Annotated in this window: 21 protein-coding genes; 10 read left to right on the forward strand and 11 right to left on the reverse strand. The window is 33.0% G+C overall.

Going from position 1 to position 18,638, the window contains the following annotated elements:
• Positions 1-16 precede the first annotated feature (16 nt).
• The 5 genes from EQM13_RS14040 (at position 17) to EQM13_RS14060 (ending at position 4,035) form a co-directional block, all read left to right on the forward strand.
• Positions 17-370 carry a PTS glucitol/sorbitol transporter subunit IIA gene (locus EQM13_RS14040; RefSeq protein WP_128753034.1) on the forward strand — a complete coding sequence of 118 codons (354 nt, stop codon included), beginning with the start codon at positions 17-19 and terminating at the stop codon, positions 368-370.
• A gap of 195 nt (positions 371-565) precedes the next feature.
• Positions 566-1,855 (forward strand): NAD(P)H-dependent oxidoreductase, encoded by a 1,290-nt coding sequence (locus EQM13_RS14045; RefSeq protein WP_114218451.1) that lies wholly within the window; start codon positions 566-568, stop codon positions 1,853-1,855.
• Positions 1,856-1,955: 100 nt separating this feature from the next.
• Positions 1,956-2,795 (forward strand): class II fructose-bisphosphate aldolase, encoded by an 840-nt coding sequence (locus EQM13_RS14050; RefSeq protein WP_128753035.1) that lies wholly within the window; start codon positions 1,956-1,958, stop codon positions 2,793-2,795.
• A 12-nt stretch (positions 2,796-2,807) separates the two neighbouring features.
• On the forward strand, positions 2,808-3,506 hold the full coding sequence (locus EQM13_RS14055) for a triose-phosphate isomerase (protein WP_128753036.1): 699 nt from the start codon (positions 2,808-2,810) through the stop codon (positions 3,504-3,506).
• A gap of 13 nt (positions 3,507-3,519) precedes the next feature.
• On the forward strand, positions 3,520-4,035 hold the full coding sequence (locus EQM13_RS14060) for a YjbQ family protein (RefSeq protein ID WP_128753037.1): 516 nt from the start codon (positions 3,520-3,522) through the stop codon (positions 4,033-4,035).
• A gap of 132 nt (positions 4,036-4,167) precedes the next feature.
• Here the strand turns inward: EQM13_RS14060 and lysA are convergent, their stop codons facing one another.
• Entirely contained in the window at positions 4,168-5,430 is a 1,263-nt protein-coding gene (gene lysA / locus EQM13_RS14065) for a diaminopimelate decarboxylase (protein ID WP_071140856.1), read from the reverse strand.
• A 412-nt stretch (positions 5,431-5,842) separates the two neighbouring features.
• On the opposite strand from lysA, the gene EQM13_RS14070 reads away from it, so the two are divergent.
• The gene (locus EQM13_RS14070; RefSeq protein WP_071140855.1) at positions 5,843-6,073 is read left to right on the forward strand and encodes an alpha/beta-type small acid-soluble spore protein; all 231 of its coding nucleotides are present in this window, start codon (positions 5,843-5,845) and stop codon (positions 6,071-6,073) included.
• 71 nt (positions 6,074-6,144) lie between these two features.
• Here the strand turns inward: EQM13_RS14070 and EQM13_RS14075 are convergent, their stop codons facing one another.
• Entirely contained in the window at positions 6,145-6,855 is a 711-nt protein-coding gene (locus EQM13_RS14075; RefSeq protein WP_071140854.1) for a L,D-transpeptidase family protein, read from the reverse strand.
• Between the two features lie 164 nt (positions 6,856-7,019).
• On the opposite strand from EQM13_RS14075, the gene EQM13_RS14080 reads away from it, so the two are divergent.
• Complete coding sequence (locus EQM13_RS14080; protein ID WP_071140853.1) at positions 7,020-7,526, forward strand: flavin reductase family protein; 507 nt, start codon at positions 7,020-7,022, stop codon at positions 7,524-7,526.
• Positions 7,527-7,557: 31 nt separating this feature from the next.
• Here EQM13_RS14080 and EQM13_RS14085 read toward each other — a convergent pair whose 3' ends face one another.
• Together EQM13_RS14085 and EQM13_RS14090 are read right to left on the reverse strand one after the other, a co-directional pair.
• Positions 7,558-8,139 (reverse strand): DUF4230 domain-containing protein, encoded by a 582-nt coding sequence (locus EQM13_RS14085; RefSeq protein ID WP_071140852.1) that lies wholly within the window; start codon positions 8,137-8,139, stop codon positions 7,558-7,560.
• A gap of 1,108 nt (positions 8,140-9,247) precedes the next feature.
• A complete protein-coding gene (locus EQM13_RS14090; protein ID WP_128753038.1) occupies positions 9,248-10,594 on the reverse strand; it encodes a [Fe-Fe] hydrogenase large subunit C-terminal domain-containing protein in 1,347 nt (448 codons plus the stop codon).
• A gap of 222 nt (positions 10,595-10,816) precedes the next feature.
• Between EQM13_RS14090 and yedE the strand changes: the two genes are divergently transcribed.
• From yedE to EQM13_RS14105, 3 genes are read left to right on the forward strand one after another with little or no spacing between them, the layout of a single operon-like run.
• Positions 10,817-11,911, forward strand: coding sequence for a YedE family putative selenium transporter (gene yedE / locus EQM13_RS14095; RefSeq protein ID WP_128753039.1), 1,095 nt, complete (start codon positions 10,817-10,819; stop codon positions 11,909-11,911).
• Positions 11,904-12,116: a sulfurtransferase TusA family protein gene (locus tag EQM13_RS14100; protein ID WP_071140849.1), complete on the forward strand. Its 213-nt coding sequence runs from the start codon at positions 11,904-11,906 to the stop codon at positions 12,114-12,116. The genes yedE and EQM13_RS14100 overlap by 8 nt, the downstream gene beginning before the upstream one ends.
• A 9-nt stretch (positions 12,117-12,125) precedes the next feature.
• Entirely contained in the window at positions 12,126-12,398 is a 273-nt protein-coding gene (locus tag EQM13_RS14105; protein ID WP_071140848.1) for a DUF3343 domain-containing protein, read from the forward strand.
• A gap of 81 nt (positions 12,399-12,479) precedes the next feature.
• Here EQM13_RS14105 and EQM13_RS14110 read toward each other — a convergent pair whose 3' ends face one another.
• The 7 genes from EQM13_RS14110 to EQM13_RS14140 all read right to left on the reverse strand — a co-directional run bounded on the left by EQM13_RS14110 (position 12,480) and on the right by EQM13_RS14140 (position 18,632).
• On the reverse strand, positions 12,480-13,316 hold the full coding sequence (locus EQM13_RS14110) for an iron-containing alcohol dehydrogenase (RefSeq protein WP_206172712.1): 837 nt from the start codon (positions 13,314-13,316) through the stop codon (positions 12,480-12,482).
• Between the two features lie 18 nt (positions 13,317-13,334).
• Positions 13,335-14,384, reverse strand: coding sequence for a zinc-dependent alcohol dehydrogenase (locus EQM13_RS14115; protein ID WP_071140256.1), 1,050 nt, complete (start codon positions 14,382-14,384; stop codon positions 13,335-13,337).
• Positions 14,385-14,609: 225 nt separating this feature from the next.
• On the reverse strand, positions 14,610-15,491 hold the full coding sequence (gene dapA, locus EQM13_RS14120; RefSeq protein ID WP_128753041.1) for a 4-hydroxy-tetrahydrodipicolinate synthase: 882 nt from the start codon (positions 15,489-15,491) through the stop codon (positions 14,610-14,612).
• Complete coding sequence (locus EQM13_RS14125) at positions 15,488-16,417, reverse strand: phosphoglycerate dehydrogenase (protein ID WP_128753042.1); 930 nt, start codon at positions 16,415-16,417, stop codon at positions 15,488-15,490. Before EQM13_RS14125 ends, dapA begins: the two co-directional genes overlap by 4 nt.
• 1 nt (position 16,418) lies before the next feature.
• A complete protein-coding gene (locus EQM13_RS14130; RefSeq protein ID WP_128753043.1) occupies positions 16,419-17,270 on the reverse strand; it encodes a PTS system mannose/fructose/sorbose family transporter subunit IID in 852 nt (283 codons plus the stop codon).
• Between the two features lie 2 nt (positions 17,271-17,272).
• Entirely contained in the window at positions 17,273-18,037 is a 765-nt protein-coding gene (locus EQM13_RS14135; RefSeq protein WP_206172713.1) for a PTS mannose/fructose/sorbose/N-acetylgalactosamine transporter subunit IIC, read from the reverse strand.
• A 103-nt stretch (positions 18,038-18,140) separates the two neighbouring features.
• On the reverse strand, positions 18,141-18,632 hold the full coding sequence (locus EQM13_RS14140) for a PTS system mannose/fructose/N-acetylgalactosamine-transporter subunit IIB (RefSeq protein WP_128753044.1): 492 nt from the start codon (positions 18,630-18,632) through the stop codon (positions 18,141-18,143).
• Positions 18,633-18,638: the final 6 nt, after the last annotated feature.

Consider the following 18,638-nt stretch of genomic DNA (forward strand, 5'->3'; position numbering starts at 1 on the left):
GAAGGTGTGGTATTTTATGAAGTATAAATCAACAATAACAGGACTTGGTGAAATGGTTACGGATTCTTTAAAATCGGGTTTTGTAATCATTTTTAATGATAATGCTCCGAAAGAAATAGCTGAAATATCAATTTTACATACTATAGAAAAATTTGATTCAGAAATAGAAGTCGGAGATTTATTTATAATCGGTAATAAAAAATATAAGGTTACCGCAGTTGGAGATGAAGCAAATAAAACATTTAAACAGTTAGGACATTGTACACTAAAATTCAGCGGCAGTCCGGATGTTAAACTTCCCGGGCAGATTGAACTTAAAGGTGAAGATATGCCGAATGTTAAAATCGGTGATTTTATAGAAATATTATAAAATTATCTTAAAATATATTGACAATAAAAATAATGCGAAGTAAAATACTTTAGAACAAAGATAAAGAATCTGAACAAATGTAAAAATGATATGAAGATTCACTTTAAGTACAGTTTTGACTGAAGAAAAGTATATTTCTTGATGTTAAAACTAATCAACACTAATAGAATATTTTAATTAAGGAGATGTGCAATAATGTTAGGAGTAAATTATAAGTTAGCTGAGCTCGAAGAAAAAGGCAAAAATATTAATTTAGGCATAGTCGGTGCCGGCCAGATGGGTATGGGCATGGTAAGCCAAGTAATGTTAATGAAAGGTATTAGACCTGCAGTTGTTTCGGACATAGATCTTGATAGAGCATTTAATGCATATATAAATGCTGGAGTTAAAAGTGATGATATAGCAAAAGTTTCAACTATAGCCGAAGCAAATGAAAAAATGGAACAAGGTAAGTATATTGTTACCGACAATTCTGAAATAGCATCAAAGGCAAATCTCGTAGATGTTGCTATAGATGCTACAGGAGTCCCAGAAGTAGGGGCAAAAATTGCACTTGATGCTATAGATAATAAAAAACATATAGTAATGCTTAATGTTGAAACAGATGTGTGTATAGGTCCTTTACTCAAGAAGCTTGCCGATAATGCGGGTGTTGTTTATACAGGGTCAGCAGGAGACGAACCAGGAGCTGTAAAGGAACTATATGATTTTGCAGATGCTGCAGGGTTCGATGTGAAAGTAATAGGAAAGGGAAAAAATAACAAAGTAGATCTTGACTGCAATCCTGATACAGTACTGGAAGAAGCAACAAGAAGAGGGGTAAGTCCTCATATGCTCGCATCATTCAAGGACGGTACTAAAACAATGGTTGAACTTACCTGTATGTCAAATGCTACGGGATTTGTTCCGGATATAAGGGGTGCTCATGGCGCAGAGGCAAAAGTAAATGAGCTTACTTCAGTGCTTAGTTTGAAGGAAGAAGGCGGAGTGCTTAACAAATACGGAGTTGTTGAATATATAAAGGGTGTAGCCCCCGGGGTATTCGTAATCGTATCGAGCAAGCTCGATACTGTAAAAGCTGAAATGAAATACTTAAGTATGGGTGATGGTCCAAATTATGTTTTGTACAGGCCATATCATTTAGCAAGTTTAGAGACCCCACTATCTGCGGTAAAAGCCGTATTGGACCATCAATCAACTATAGTACCGATGGGAGCACCAGTTTCAGAAGTAATCACTATAGCAAAGAAAGATTTAAAGGCAGGACAGAATTTAGACGGAATAGGCGGATACACAGTATATGGTACAATCGAGCTTGCGAAGACCGCAAAAAAAATAAATGCAGTTCCCCTTGGATTAATAAACAAAAAGACAGTTCTCAAAAAAAATGTAAAGAAAGGCGAAGTTATAACTTATGAGATGGTTGATCTTGACGAATCATCATTGATATTTCAGCTCAGGAAATTGCAAGACAGATTCTTCTAATATTTTATTTATATACGGGTATTGCATTACTTTGAATACCCGTATATTTAAATATTTAGTTGTTTAATGTTAAGCGATTAATTTTTAGGGAGATGATACTTTGTTAGTTTCATCAAAAGAATTATTTAAGGCAGCGATGAAAAATAATTTTGCAATACCGGCACCAAACTTTGTAGATCAGAATTCTATCGAGTCTTATATAGAAGTGGCAGAAAAACTAAATTTACCGGTTATTCTGGCATATGCAGAAGCACATAAGAATTTCTTGCCCTTTGATGATGCCGTATGTTTAGGCAAATATTACTGCAAAAAAACAAGGATACCGGCAGTACTTCATTTTGATCACGGTACCACTATGGAACTTATAATGAAAGCTGTAGATGAGGGGTTTAAATCGGTAATGATAGATGCTTCCATGGACTCATTCCAAGACAATGTAAAGAGAACAAAAGAAATCGTTGAGTATGCCCATTTGAGAGGAGCAGTAGTAGAAGCTGAAATAGGCCATGTGGGAAGCGGAGAAAATTATAGTAACAGTAATGATGGTGACAATATCTATACAACTGTCGAAGATGCAAAAAAATTTACTGAACTTACAGATGTGGATTCCCTTGCAGTATCCATAGGAACCGCTCACGGAATTTACAAGGGAAAACCAATTATAAATTTTGGGCGATTAAAAGAAATAAGAAATGCAGTGGATATCCCTCTGGTACTTCACGGAGGTTCATCAACAGGTGATGACAATCTTGCAAAATGCGCAAGAGAAGGAATATGTAAAATAAACATTTATACTGATTTAGTAAATGCTGCATATAAAAAAGTAAAGGACAGCAATTGGAATAACTATTATGAACTGAGAGATGTTCAAAAGAAAGGCATGAAGGAATGCCTTGAACATTATTATGATGTGTTTGGAACAAAAAAATTCAAAAAATAAGGGAGCGAAAACATGCGAAAAATACAAACACCATTTTTCATATGTAATCCAAAATCATATTTATATGGGGAAGAAAGTCTAAAACTGGCGCTTACTGCAGATGAACTCGCTTTAAAATACGGAGTTGACATATTTTTTACAGCACCATATACGGACTTAGCAAATATAAAAGCTCATACGAAATATATAAGGGTAACTGCACAGCATATGGATCCTTTAATTCCGGGACGTGGAATGGGTCACGTGCTTCCTGAATCATTAAAAGCGGCCGGAGTGGAAGCAGTATTCTTAAATCATGCTGAACATTCACTCAAACTCGTTGATTTAGTCAAAACTACGAAAAGAGCAAAAGATCTTGGAATCATTACAATTATCTGTGCAGATTGTATTGAGGAAGCCAAAGCTATTGCAAAGTTAAAACCCAATATATTATTATGTGAACCTACCGCACTAATTGGTACCGGAAAGACAAGTGATTCTCACTATGTAACACAAACCGTAAATTCAATAAAAGAAATTGATAGAAATATTCTGGTTATGGAAGCTTCGGGAATAACCACCGGAGAAGATGTCTATAAAATGATAATGAACGGTGCTGATGGAACTGGTGCAACAAGCGGAATACTTAAAGCTCCGAACAAGGCAAAAATGTTGGAAGAAATGGTACAGGCAATTGCTAAGGCTAAAAAAGACAGGGAAAAAATGAAATAATGGAGGAATTGACATGACAGTTTATAATGATGAATTGATTTTAAGATCAAATGGAAACAGAGTTTCATATTTTGAGATAACGGATAAAGTAAGAAAAATAGTAGAAAAAAGCGGAATTAAAAACGGAATATGCGTAGTAGCTTCACCGCATACGACTTGTTCAGTATTTCTTGAAGAATATTCTCATGACAGAAACTACGCGGGAGATGAATATCTTCAGGTTGACCTTAATAATGTGCTTGAAAAGATCATCCCAAGGTGTGTAACTGAACGCCAGTATTATCATCCGGGGCCAAAACATATAGCTTTTGGTGACACATTAGGTTCAGAATATGTTCCGGACGGTGACAGAAGATCATTACTGAATACAGAGGCTCATTTAAAAGGAACTCTTATAGGATCAAGTCAGACATTTATTGTTCAGGATTCAAAACTTCAGATCGGCGGAGTCGGATATATATATTTTGTTGACTGGGATCAGAACAGAGTACGTGACAGGCACTGCAAAGTTCAAGTTTTAGGGGAATAGTAGAAGGCTCATATTGAAGTATTACTAAATTAAAAAAATTAGAATTTTCCTATGGGCTATAAAAAATCCTGTATTTTACATTAATAAAATATAAAATACAGGATTTTTTAATATAGCATATAAAGCACAAAATTATATCTCATTCTTTAGCATATCATCATAGGATTCTCTTTTCACTATTAATTTATCTTTTCCTTGGCTTACCATTACTACTGCCGGCTTCGGTATTCTATTATAATTACTTGCCATGGAATAATTATAAGCTCCTGTAGAAATTATTGCTAAAATATCTCCCGATTCAATTTTAGGTACTTTTAAATCCCATATTAAAATATCTCCTGTTTCGCAACATTTCCCTGCTATCGTGACTATTTCATTCCTTTCATCTAATATTTTATTGGCTACGACTGCCTCATACTTTGCGCTATATAAGCTAGGTCTCGGATTATCAGGCATTCCTCCGTCTACCGCTACATATGTTCTAACTCCGGGAATATTTTTTATAGTTCCTATGGTATAAAGAGTTATTCCTCCTTCTCCTATTATCCATCTTCCAGGTTCTATCATAAGTAATGGCCTCTCCAAATTATATTCTGTACAACATTTTTCTAACTCTCCCATTATTGCATCCGTAAAATATTTTAAGGGTTTTCTTTCTCCTTTTCCTGCATAGTGGATTCCATATCCTCCGCCCGTATTTAATTCCTTAGTTATAAAGCCCAGCTCGTCTTTCACCTCCTTCATAAGTCCTGCTATTACCCTTACTGCTCTAATATAAGTATCATTTTCAAAAAGCTGAGAGCCAATATGAAAGTGAAAACCAAGAAGCTTTATATGTTTATAATTTATGACTTTTTTAATCCCTCTGTGAATTATATTATCATCTAAAGGTATACCAAATTTTGAATCCACTTGACCTGTACTTATATATTTATGAGTATGGCTATTCACTCCAGGGCTTATTCTAAACAGTATATTAACTCTTTTGTCATATTTTTCCGCTGTTTTTTCAATTAAATCTATCTCCCTCAAATTATCTATCACTATTCTTCCCACATTATTTTTAATAGCAAGTTCCAGTTCTTCTTCCGTTTTGTTATTTCCATGAAATATTATTTTGTCCATGGGAAAATTTACTTTAACTGCCGTATATAATTCACCTCCAGATACTACATCAAGGCCAAGTCCCTCTCTCGCAATAATTCTTGCCATTTCTTTAGTCAAAAATGCCTTGCTGGCATATACAGCCATAGTTTTTTTATATTTTAGAAGAAAATCATGTTTGATTTCATCACATCTCTCCTTAATATAATCTTCGGATATTACATACAAAGGGGTACCATATTTTTTTGCTAATTCTACCGTATCACATTCTCCAAAATAAAAATTGCTCATCTGTCTCCTCCCTTTCTGCGTCTTTAAATCGTTTCTTTATAATGCTTTGCAATAAACATGCCAAAAATAAAAAAATTCTTTTTTGTATTTTTCAACAGAAAAGAAATAAAAAATTATATTCTTTTTACCGATTTTAGGAATACTTTCATCTTAGATTCTCTCAATTCCTTTTTCTCTGTTTTTTACTACAAAAATCTATTTTCCTATTTTCAATACTATATTCCTGCTTTCCGTCTCATTATATATATCTAATCTTACTCAATTTTAATAATATTACATTTGAAAACTATGGATATTATAGAAATTTAAATTAATACTGCACAAATTTACATGGTTTATAAGAAAATTTTCTACACATAATACTAATACACCAATAAATTATATTTAAATTACTTGAAAGGAGTGAAAAAAGGTGGCTACTAATAACAACAGTGGAAGTAACAAAATTTTAGTACCAGCTGCACGTCAAGCATTAAATCAAATGAAATTTGAAATAGCAAATGAACTTGGAATGACTAATTACGATTCAATGGATAAAGGAAATTTACCATCCAGACAAAACGGTTATGTTGGTGGATATATGACTAAGAGATTAGTTGAGATGGCACAGAAGAACATTAGCGGTGGAGGAACTGGTAGATAAATACATTTTAAAAAGTAAGATAGGTCTCTTTTGACCTATCTTATATTTTATTTAAATATTATTGTCTCCATTCAGTCCATAAGTATAATATCCAATTTTTCATATATATCATATCCTATCTTATCTGTAATAGGAATTTTATTATCTTTTAAGAATTTTACGACTCCTCTCTTCATCTCTTCTCCGTAAATGCCATCAATAGCTCCCGAATAATATCCTTTCTGTTTCAATCTTTTTTGAACTTCTTGAACATCAGCCCCTCTGTCTCCTGGGCGAAGATCCCTAAAACCATTAGCAAAAGGACCATAGACGCCATTAGTTATAGTTACCAAACTACCTTCTTTAACAAAATCGTACAGTTCCTCTACGTCGCTATTTCTCATTCTTATGCAGCCTGCACTTGCATTATATCCTACTGTCCCCGGTTTATTTGTACCATGAATTCCATATCTCCCCCACGGAACATTAATCCTCATCCATCTTGAACCAAATCCTCCTCCCCATCTTGCCTTTTCAATAATTTTAAAGCTTCCTAAAGGAGTAGGGCTGCCGGCCTTTCCTGTTGCTATCGGATATTCCTTTATAATCTCGTTATTGTCCAAATCAATGAGGGATAATCTTTTCATATCTACTTCAATAAGTACAGCAAAATTTCCTTCATTTTTTTTTAAATAAGTATCCTCATCATCCTCTTTTACCAATACCAAATGAATATAATTCCCTATAATCACAACAATTAAAATCATAATAAATGAAAAAATTATTATTTTGATCCTCCCCATAGATTCAATCCCCCTCTTATACAGTATATGCCCTCTAAAATTATTTAAAACTAAAAAAATTCCTTTGAGCATAACAAAAACTTAAATATAGTCGGATAATTTGAATATTATCTAAGTCAGTTGTGGTAAAATATAATTAAATTAAAAGTTGGGAAGGTGTTATCATGATTAAACACATAAAATACGACAAATACTTAAGAGAAGTACTGGATAAAATGGAAAAAGGCCTATTTTTGACTGTAAAAAGTAAAGAAAAAATAAATACAATGACCATAGGATGGGGCAGTATAGGAATTATATGGGGAAAACCCATATTTACTGTAGCCGTCAGAAATTCAAGGTATACTCACAGTCTTATTGAAAACAGCAATAATTTCACAGTAAGTATTCCTTTGGAAAAAGACATGAATAAAGAGCTAATATATTGCGGAACCAAATCCGGCAGAGATGTAGATAAAATAAAGGAATGTAATTTAATATTAAGAGATGGGATAAACACACCCTCTCCCGTTATAGAAAATTGTTCCCTTCATTATGAATGTAAAATAGTATATAAACATGATATAAACTTACAAGTTATGGACAAAGAAATATGTGAAAAATGCTATAAAGACGGAGATTATCATACATTATATTATGGAGAAATAGTTGATTGCTACCTGATTCCATAGTAATATGACAAAGGATTTCTTTGTCATATTACTATCTAAATTCTATCTTGATTTCTTTAAATCCTAAGGATGTAAGAAAATCCGAAATTATTTCCTTAGTATTATTCTCCGCTTCTTTTAAAAAACCTTTATCTATTATTTCTTTTTCTGTTTTTTGTTTCTCCTTTATTAAGGCATCGTACAAATCATTAAAACTTAATTTATTAAAAACCGAATCTCTTTCGTCATATATATAAACACTTTCTTCGTCTATTACATTTTCTAAAACTTTAGGCTTGTCCAATACAATAGATACTCTGAGATTATCTTTTACATCAATTTGGGGATTATTAAGTTCTACACCCCCTTTAATATACCCAGAATATTTAATTAAAAATCCTTTGCTTGTAAATGGTATATCAATACCTTTAAATTGTTTTGCATCTTTAAACGTAACTACATTAGTATAATTGTATTTAATAGCAGAAAGTTCGGCTAACTTTTCAACTTTCTCCTCGATAGTATCTGAAAGGAGGCTGGTTTCTCTCTTAACTGCAAATTTAGAATATATATATATACCTATAACCGCGATGATGCATATTAAAATAATTACAAATATTTTCTTCTTTTTCAAGCTGATGTCCCCCTTTAATTTATTGTGATCATTCATTAATTCTACACAAAACTTCATAATTTATCAATATATATTATAAGCTTTTGATAAGATTTATTTATTGCCTCATTTAAATTTTCCCTCCCTTAAATTGTTAGTTACATATTACCCATTTATTCTCTTATATCCCAGATAAAAAAACAATTTAATCAATTTAATTTTTCTTGTTATAAATAAGAAGCCTCCGATTATATCGACAATAATACCGTAATTTCTGTTTTAACTTAAATAATATCTTAAATTTTTTGGATTCATGATATCAATATTTTCTTCAGATATACGTTTTTTTAGCATCATTCGATTTATACCTCAAAACCGCTATTGAGAATTTCTGCTTTTAAAAAAGGCAAATAATACCATGTCTTTTTATTTAGTAATAAAAAAAGTTCTGTTGAAATATTAATAAATTAAGGAAATTAGGCCTTTCCCATAGATCATAAAAAAACTAATTATTTCTTTTTATCCTACTTTTAAAAAAATTTCTTACACATAATTTTTGTTTATTTGATAATTAATTGCAAAATTTAAAATTGTATATATGTAAATTTTTAATGGAGTTATAATCGTTTTAAAAAAGTCTTTTTCATAGATAAACTTTAAAAATTTATCGTAAAATATATTTTATTAATAGATTTTGAAATATCTTTTAGCGACACAACCTTATTCTGGAAAAATGTTATACTAAAAATTTCTATTAAAAGTAATATGTGTATTTAAATTTAAATAAGATTTTATATTTTGAAAAATATTTATATCTCGGTTATTATTTCACAACAAATCGAAAAGATAAATTTATATAGGAAATGACAACTATTTGATTATCAATAAAAAGCGACATATTTTTTGATATCCTTATATCCTCATTTTTTTGATAAATTTTTCTTATAAAACAAGGAATAAAAAAAATGTCGTAAATTATGACTAAACTAAATTTAAAATTTTTTCTATTAAAAGGAAGTGCATAATTTCCTATGGATTAAAAAAAGAGCCTGAGGCTCAGGCTCCAAAGATATACTCTATTTTTAGAACATATTTTAAATACATCTTTCATGAGTATACATATAAGTTATCACAGTTCTCTCTCAAATATTGATATCTTTTCTTTGTTTTCAAAATCATTCAGAGATTTTATACCCAATTCATTAAGGAACTGATTCATTATTTCATTATACACGGATATCTTAATTTTTGAATCGTCTCCATATTTATCTACTGCTTTCTTGCCTTCTTCTTTTGGAACTATGGCTTTCGGTCCTCCTACACAACCTCCTATGCAACCCATTCCTTCCAAAAATCTTGCACTTATTTTCCCTTCTGTAATATCTGAAAGCATCTTTCTGCATTCGGGGACTCCGCTTGCCTTGTCCGAGGTGAACAAAGATATTTTATCGGGAAACATCTCATTTAAAGCCTCTCTTACCGCTTCAGACACTCCTCCAACTCTTGCATATATTCTTCCTCCTTTTGATGAATATTGAGTGGATAATTCTTCAGGGAGCTTTTCAAGATGTATATCCAAAACATCAAAAATATCTTTCAATTCCGTAAATGTAAGGACATAATCAATGGCTCCTTTTATATCTTCCATCTTCGCTTCTGCCTTTTTCGCTATACAAGGACCTATAAATACTACTTTGCACTCAGGATCTATTGCCTTAATTACTCTCCCTGCTGCAATCATTGGGGAAACCGAAGGAGATGTATATTTTATTAATTCATTAAATTTTTTCTTTATCATTCCTATCCAAATGGGACAACAGCAAGAAGAAAGCATAAAATCTTCTTTTTCGGAAACAAACTTGTTAAATTCGGAGGCTTCTTTTATTGTAAGCATGTCAGCAAAAAATGCCACTTCTACCATATCGGCAAAACCTATAGCCTTCAATGCCGATCTTATTTGTCCTATAGATACATCTGGTCCAAATTGGCCTGATATGGCAGGTGCTACTGCTGCTATTACCTTCTTATTCTCTTTTATAATTTCTTGAAGAGGAATAAATTCAATCTTATCAATAAAATTTTCTCTTTTACATATATCAACGCATATTCCGCAGTTCACACAATCTCTTTCATTTATTTCAGCTTGTGAAGTTTCCTTATTTATAATTATTGCATTAAAAGGACAGGCATTCTCACAAATAGTCTTCCCGTTTACCGTTACACAGTCAGCCACACAATCATGGGTATTAACTATCACCTTGTTTGATTGTATATAATTTTTTAATGCTTCTTTTAACTGAGAGGAAAAATCCTTCCCATATTCAACTTCAACTCCGCATATTGCGGATATTCTTCTTGCCAAAATCTCTTTATCTACTTCTTCATCTTTAGTTAATTCTTCAATTTTTTCATCTAATACTCCTTCGTAATAAGATTTAAGTATTTCTTTAAAAAGCTGCGCATTTTTAGGTATCATAATCTCATCTTCCTTTCTTACGATTATATATTACTTTTTCTTAATTATTTATACAACTTTTATACCCTTTTTTCAATAAAATCTTCAAATCATCCTATTTATTATAATTAAAATAGATAAAATTTATATTTATTTAAATGATATAGATATTTCTTATTTTTCTTAATCTTTCTACTATTATATAATTTATTTGGACAAATAATACAAAGGAGGGAATTAAAATTGGGAAGTAATAAAAAGATATTCATCTGTGGAGGTATTATAGGCTTAATTGCAGCTATTCTCATGAAATTTGGAAATCCCGCCAATATGGGAATATGTATAGCTTGTTTTTATCGGGATATTGCCGGAGCGTTAGGTCTCCATGGCACAGAAACTGTCCGATATATAAGGCCTGAAATAATCGGGTTTATATTCGGAGGATTTATAGCAGCATCTTTAAAGGGGGAATTTAGATCAAGGGGAGGTTCATCTCCTATAATAAGATTTATTTTATCAGTCTTTTTAATGTTTGGTACATTGGTATTCTTAGGATGCCCCCTAAGAATGATACTAAGGCTTGCCAACGGGGACCTAAACGCTTTGATTGGACTCATTGGATACGTTTTCGGAATATTTATCGGAATACAATTTATCAAAAAAGGCTATTCCTTGGGAAGGAGCTTTAACCAAACAAAAATTTCAGGGTATGTTATACCAATCTTCGCAATAATCTTACTTATATTCTTAATTGTAAAACCATCTTTTATATCTTTCAGTACGGAAGGCCCGGGTTCTATGAGAGCACCCATAATATTATCGCTGATTCTCGGAATAATAGTAGGTTTGATTCTTCAGAGGAGTAGAATATGTACTGCAGGCGGATTCAGAGATGTCTTGCTCATTAAAGACTACCATTTTTTATGGGGAATAATAGGAATATTTATTTTCAATTTAGTTGGCAATCTTATTTTAAATTTCGATACATTTCATATAGGCTTTGCAAATCAACCCATTGCACATACCGAATCCCTATGGAACTTTTTAGGCATGTCTCTTGTGGGAATATGCTCCATTTTCCTCGGAGGATGCCCGTTAAGACAAACTATATTGGCTTCTGAAGGAGATACCGATTCGGGAATCACTGTGTTTGGACTTATAGTTGGCGCCGCTTTGGCCCACAATTTTCAAATTGCAGCCAGTCCAAAGGGTGTTCCTTTTAACGGAAAGTTAGCTGTAATTATTGGATTTATTGTAGTTTTATTCATCGGATACAGTGTAATTAAAAATGTACAAGGTCAGGAAAGAGTATCAAAGGAGGTTGAAAAGAATGCCTAACATTGTGGATGCAAGGGGAAGATCATGTCCCGAACCTGTTATAATGACAAAAAAGGCTATAGACAATAATCCCGGCGGAGAATTTAAAATACTTGTGGATTTGGATGTAGCTAAGGAAAATATAATTCGATTCGTAAAAAGTAAGGGATACAAAGTAGATGTAAAGGAAAAAGATAAAGAATATACAATTCACATAAAAAAATAGGTGAAATATATGGATGATTTCTACTGTGTTATAACTTTTCACAATATCCAGGAAGCTCTGTCTTTTGAATCAGAAATGAAAAAGGAACATATTTCAATAAAGCTCATGCCTGTACCCAGACAAGTAAGCTCAAGCTGTGGAACAGCGGCCAGAATTCCTTGTGAAATAAGAGAAGAGATCCTAAAACTTTGTGAAAATAAAAAAATTAATATAAATGAATTTCATGAAATTCACAAGGATAAAAAAAAGAATGGATTTTTAAAAAATTTTGTAAGGTTTTAATTATTGGTATCACTATAAAAGCTAACTTGCAAAAATAGGCTGCTACAAAATTAATTTTGTAGCAGCCTTCTCTATAGTATCTTATTTCCATAGTGATCTGTAAATTTTAACTATATCTTCCTTTTGAGGGTTTCTTCTCGTGTTTTGCGGACTTCCGCTTTGTAGTGCGTCTTCTGCCATTTTATCCAAACTTCCAAAATATTCATTTCTATCTACTCCAAACTCTTCAAGAGTCTGGATATTTAAATCACTGCATAGTTTCCCTACTGAATTAATAAAAGACTGCCCTCCTTCCAATTCAGTCATCCCTTCTTTATATGTTCCTATGGCCTTTGCTAAATCGCAAAATCTTTCAACTGCTCCTTTTAGTGCAAATTCAAGGCAATTATTAAGCAGCATTGCATTAGACAGCCCGTGAGGAATATGAAAAATGGCACCGATAGGTCTGCTCATTCCATGAACTATCGTCACGGAGGAGTTGTTAAATGCAATACCTGCTTCAAGAGCTGCTATGGACATTTCCCTTCTGGCATCAGTATCCTTTCCGTTATTATACGTTTTTAACAAATTTTTAAATATTCTTTTTACTGCGGAAATTGCAAAGATATCGGATAAAGGCTGAGCCTTTTTCGATGTATAAGCTTCAATTGCATGAGTCAAAGCATCCAATCCGGTAGAAGAAGTCACTTTAGGCGGAGCAGACAATGTAAAGAACGGATCTATTACTGCTAACTTCGGAATCAAACAAGGTCCCTTAAGGAGCATCTTTATATCCCTTTTTGTATCAGATATTATTGTAAATTGAGTAACCTCAGAACCTGTTCCTGCCGTTGTCGGTATAGCAACTAAAGGAGGAATCGGATTCGGTATTATCTTTCCGAGATAATCATTTATTTCTCCTTCCAACCAAATATACAATATTAGATAAGCATACGATTACCACATGGATACTGAAACACGATAATTACCCGGAGTAGCTGCAAGCTCAAAAGCCCTCTGAACTTCATTAATAGGAACTTTATATGAAATCATTTTATCTACTTTTACAAGCCTTTTGCTGAGCAGATCCGCAGCTATCACATAATCCGAAAAATCCGCTCCATAAGTTCCTATAAGCTCATATTCGTTATAATGAATCTTATTTGAATCTATATTAAGTTCCGGAGTGGGATAGCCAGATGCAAAGAATAATATTCTTCCCATTGTTGAAAGCAATTGTATCCCCTGGTCGTTGGCTTTAGTATTTCCAACTGCAAGTATAACCGCATCCATTCCCCTTCCCTCTGTTATTTCTTCAACTCTTTTAGCTATATCCTCCTTAGACGGATTTATAGTCGCTAAACCAAGGGACTGGGCTATTTTACATCTTTCTTCATTAATTTCACTTACAAGTACATTCCCTCCGTATATTTTCGCCACTTGTGCATTAACAAGTCCCAAATTACCTGCTCCTATTACAAGAACATTATCATTTGGCTTTACTCTGAGCCTTTTTATTCCATGAACTGCTGTGGAAGTAGGTTCTAAGTAACCGCCTTCCTCATATGGCAAATCGTCCCCCAACTTTAAAACTCTCTTTGAATTTACGACAAAGTATTGAGCCATTCCAAAATATCCTTCAATACCATCAATTTCAATTTGTTTCGGCTTATTAAGGCATCTGCTCGTATGCCCCATACGACAATAAAAACATTCTCCGCATGCTCTGCTTCCCTGAGCAATAAATCCTACATGCATACCTACTTTCAATTCAGGCCTTACATTTTCTCCTATTTCTATTATTTCTCCCGACATTTCATGGCCGGGCACCCATGGTAACTTTCTTCCCTGAGATTTACGAAGTCCTGCCCATGTCTGCCAATCCGTCGTACATATATTACATTGATAAATCTTCACTAACACTTCTCCCGCTCCAACTTCCGGCACATCCATTTCTTTTACACTCATCTTTTTTATATCTTCCATTACTGCTACTTTCATCTTCATAATTTTAATTCCTTCCTTTATATTTAAAAAGTAATTTTATTTTTACCATACCAAACTTTATATGAAAACCCTTTTTAACTAATTTTTATATGTAAAATTTTCCTGTTCATTGTAAAAAATATTCTTTGATATGATAAAAGTATTCCTATATACTTTATTATACCAAAGAATATTAAATAATTTGGCTATTTAATTAATAAATATAATTCAAAACTATATACTGTATTATAAATCATAGGCTTTTATCATATTTTTAATATCATTAATCACTTCGTCTTTCGGCATACTGATTGGTTTTCTTGTTATCCCGGCTTGAATTCCCATTAGATTCAATGTTGCTTTCATAACACTGGGTGCTACACATTTTTTTAAATTCATTCTTAATAAATCTATTTTATTCCTTTGCTCTTGGGCTTTTACCAAATCACCTTTTAAATACTCATCATACAACTTTACCTCAATATCAGGTAAAACATTGGAAGTTGCCGCGACACTGGCAACCGCGCCTGCTTTAAATGCGTCTAACATTAAGGAATCCGAACCGTTAAGCACCATAAAGTCTTTATGTTTTGAAATCTTAATATATTCCTTTTGATTCTCAAAGTTTCCGCTGCTGTCCTTAATTGCCACTATATTGGGTAATTCGGCTAATTTATCAACAATCTTGGGTTCAATGTTAATTCCCGTTTGTCCGGGTATATTATATAAAATAATTTTAGCTTCTGTCTGATCAGCAATTGCTTTATAATGCAAATATAAATCTTCTTGTGTCGGTACCAAATAATATGGTGTAACAACAGAAATATAGTCTGCCCCTGCATCAACTAATCTTCTTGTAAGATTAATCGTTTGCATAGTACTGCAGCAACCTGAACCTGCACAAATAACAATTTCTCCACCTACCTCTTCAACGATTGCCTTTGTCAACTCAACCTTTTCATCATCGGTAAGCAGGTGAAATTCCCCATTTGTCCCAGCTATAAATAAACCATGAACACCTTTACTAACCAACCATCTTGCCATCTTTTTCGCTGAAACTAAATCAAGGCTTTCGTCTTCATGAAATGGTGTAACCATAGCTGTTATAATACCTTTTAATTTTTTCATATTGATCCTCCCTCTAAAACTTTTAATACATTATCAACTGCAATTTTCATTGTATTATTATCTGATTCAACCGTGAAAGATGCCGCATGGGGTGTAATGCTATAGTTTGGTAAATCAATAATAGCTTTATCCCGTTCTTTTAATTCGACATCTTCAATAACGTATCGAATTTTTCCTTCAGTTAATGCTTGATAAAGGGCTTTGTTTTCAACCAATCCTGCTCTTGCACTGTTTATTAAAATAGCACTTTCTTTCATTCGGTCAAATACGGACTTATTAATAATTCCTGCCGTATTTTCGGTTAACGGTATATGCAAACTTATATAATCCGATTCCTGAATAAGTCTGTTTTGGGAAACAAGTTCAATTAATTCAGAATCACTCTGCATAACATACGGATCATACGCAATTACTTTCATTTCAAAACTAAGAGCTATTTTGGCAACTTTTTTCCCAATTGCACCTAACCCTAAGATTCCTAAAGTTTTCCCGTATAGTTCTTGCCCGATAACCCTTTCTTCATTACCATTTTTTGCTTGGTTACTTATATTTACAAAATCTCTGGATGCCGATAACATCATCAATATTGTCATTTCGGCAACTGATCTTGAGTTTGCTCCCAATGCTTTGCATACTTTGATACCCATTTTATTTGCATACTTAACATCAATGTTGTCCAAACCAACCCCATATTTTGATATCACCTTTAACTGTTTTGATTCTTTGAGAATTTCCTCATTCAGTAAATCATTTCCTGTAATTATTGCATCGGCATCCTCAATCTTGTCAAGCAGTTCTTCATGTAAAAATCTACGATTTAATGAATTATAATCGACCTCATATCCTCTTGATTCCAATAAATCGATAAAATACATACCTTTTGTATTAAACGGTCTTGGTGTAATTACAATTTTTCCCCTGCTCATATTACAAAACTCCTAAAAAGGTCAGTCCCAAACTGGCAACTAAAATACACAGTAAAATTCGCAAATAGTGCGGACCCCTTTTTTGAATATAAAAGTATATTGCAAAAACAACAAGAATTGGTAATAACGACGGAACAATTTTATCAAGCATATCCTGAATTACAATAGTATTTCCTCCCCCTGTCGTTATCTTTAAAGGAGTTGTAATTTTAACATAGGTCGCGGACAATGCCCCCATCATAAACAACCCAAACATTCCGGCACCCGCAATAATCTTACGGATTTTACCTGAATGTAATATCTCAACAATTGAATTCTTTCCCTTCTGATAACCTATTTGTATTGCAAACTTACTGATAAACCACATATAAGTTACTTGATAAATCAGAGGAATTAATGAACCAAAGAAAGAACCATTCATTGCAAAAGGAATACAAATTCCCATAACAATCGGCCTAAAAGTCCCGAAATCTAAAGTATCTCCAATGCCGGCAATCGGTCCCATCAATCCTGTTTTTAGACTTGTAATTAACTCATTTGTGGTTTTTTTCTCTTCTTCAGTTTCACTTGCAGCTTTTTCTTCCAAAGCAATCGTAATACCATTAATAACGGTTCCCCAATTAGCTTGCGTATTATACATTGTTAAATGACGTTTGAGTGCTTCTGACAAATCTTCTTTGTTCGGATACAATTTTTTCAAAATATCTAACATTGAATTACAGAATGCCAAGGCCTGAAGTCTTTCAAAGTTTAAAGATGTTTCAGAAAAAGCATTCCAATGAAACCAAGCTTTTTTTATATCTTTTTTAGTAATAAGTTCATTTTTTATTTTCTGTTCACTTTTTTTTACCATAATTATCTTCCTCCTTCCTCCAATGTAGCATCTTTATAAAATAACATAAGAATCAATACGATACAAATACCGAAAATTGAAACTCCTATAGTACTTAATCCTGTATAAGCAACTAAAAAATAGCCGGCAATAAAAAATGGAATAAACTGCCTTTTCCCAATGACAATCATAGTTATGGCAAATCCCAATGCTGGCAATATATTACCTGCTGTAGCTAAGCCCTGAGTTGCCCAAGTCGGAAGAGCACTGACAAAACCTTGAATTGCTTCAGGCCCATACAGGCAAGCAACAAATACAGGTATAAATCTCATAGGAAATGCGAGCAAAAGAGGATAGATTGTTGCTGCTTTCCTTATTCCTTTTACGTCACCATTTTCCGCATACTTATCAGCCATATGAATAAAGCCGGAATTCAATGTTTTTCTTACATTTTCCAACACTACACCCAATAATCCCAAAGGAATGGCTAAAGATACTGCTACAACAGGATCAATTCCTGAAGTTAGTGCAATGGGAATTGCAATGCATGATGCTAATCCTTCGTCTGCCGGTGGATTCCCTCCCGGTGCAATTGAGCCTATATAAATCATTTGTAATGTAGCACCAACTGATAATGCAGTCGGCACATCGTTGAACAAAAGTCCAATAAATGGTGCAATTGATAACGGCATCCTCATAATTGAAAATCCGTACCATACTTTGGCTTGCGATATCCAATAAATTAAAGCGATAATCAGAGCTTTTACTACAGTCATTTCGCTTCCCATCATATACTCCTCCCTTTTATCTTAATTTACTTATTATTTTTAATTTGATATTTATTCTGTCGAAAATGAATTTGATAATTATGATTCATAGTTATTCTTTCCTTTAGAATTTAAATTTTTTTAATATTTTTTGCAATTCTGCCGGTTTATCTTCGGGAACAGTTTGGAAAAATACCTCTACACCTCCTTTTTCCATTTCCGTTAAGATATCTGCATCTTCTTTATTAAGGGTTATTTGATTATATACTACTTTTCTTCCCGGAGCAGAACCAAGTCCTCCTATCTGAATTTTGGAAATCGGAAAGCCCTTTTCCCATGCGGAAAAAGCATTGCTTACATTTTGAAATAAGACTAATAACTTACCATCTCCCATTTTGTTTTTATTCCATGAATCCACTGCATCTTTTATGGTGAGCATTTCAACCTTAACGCCAGGAGGTGCTGCCATTATATATATCTTACTCATAAAAGGATCTTGATAAAGTTTATCATCTATTACTTCTATACGCTGTGCATTTGTTCTCTTCATCCATTTGGTTATTACCTGACCGTGTATAAGCCTGTAGTCTATTCTTATAAGACTAATATCAGCCATTTATTT

The sequence above is a fragment of the Acidilutibacter cellobiosedens genome (assembly GCF_004103715.1).
GTDB classification, from domain to species: domain Bacteria; phylum Bacillota; class Clostridia; order Tissierellales; family Acidilutibacteraceae; genus Acidilutibacter; species Acidilutibacter cellobiosedens.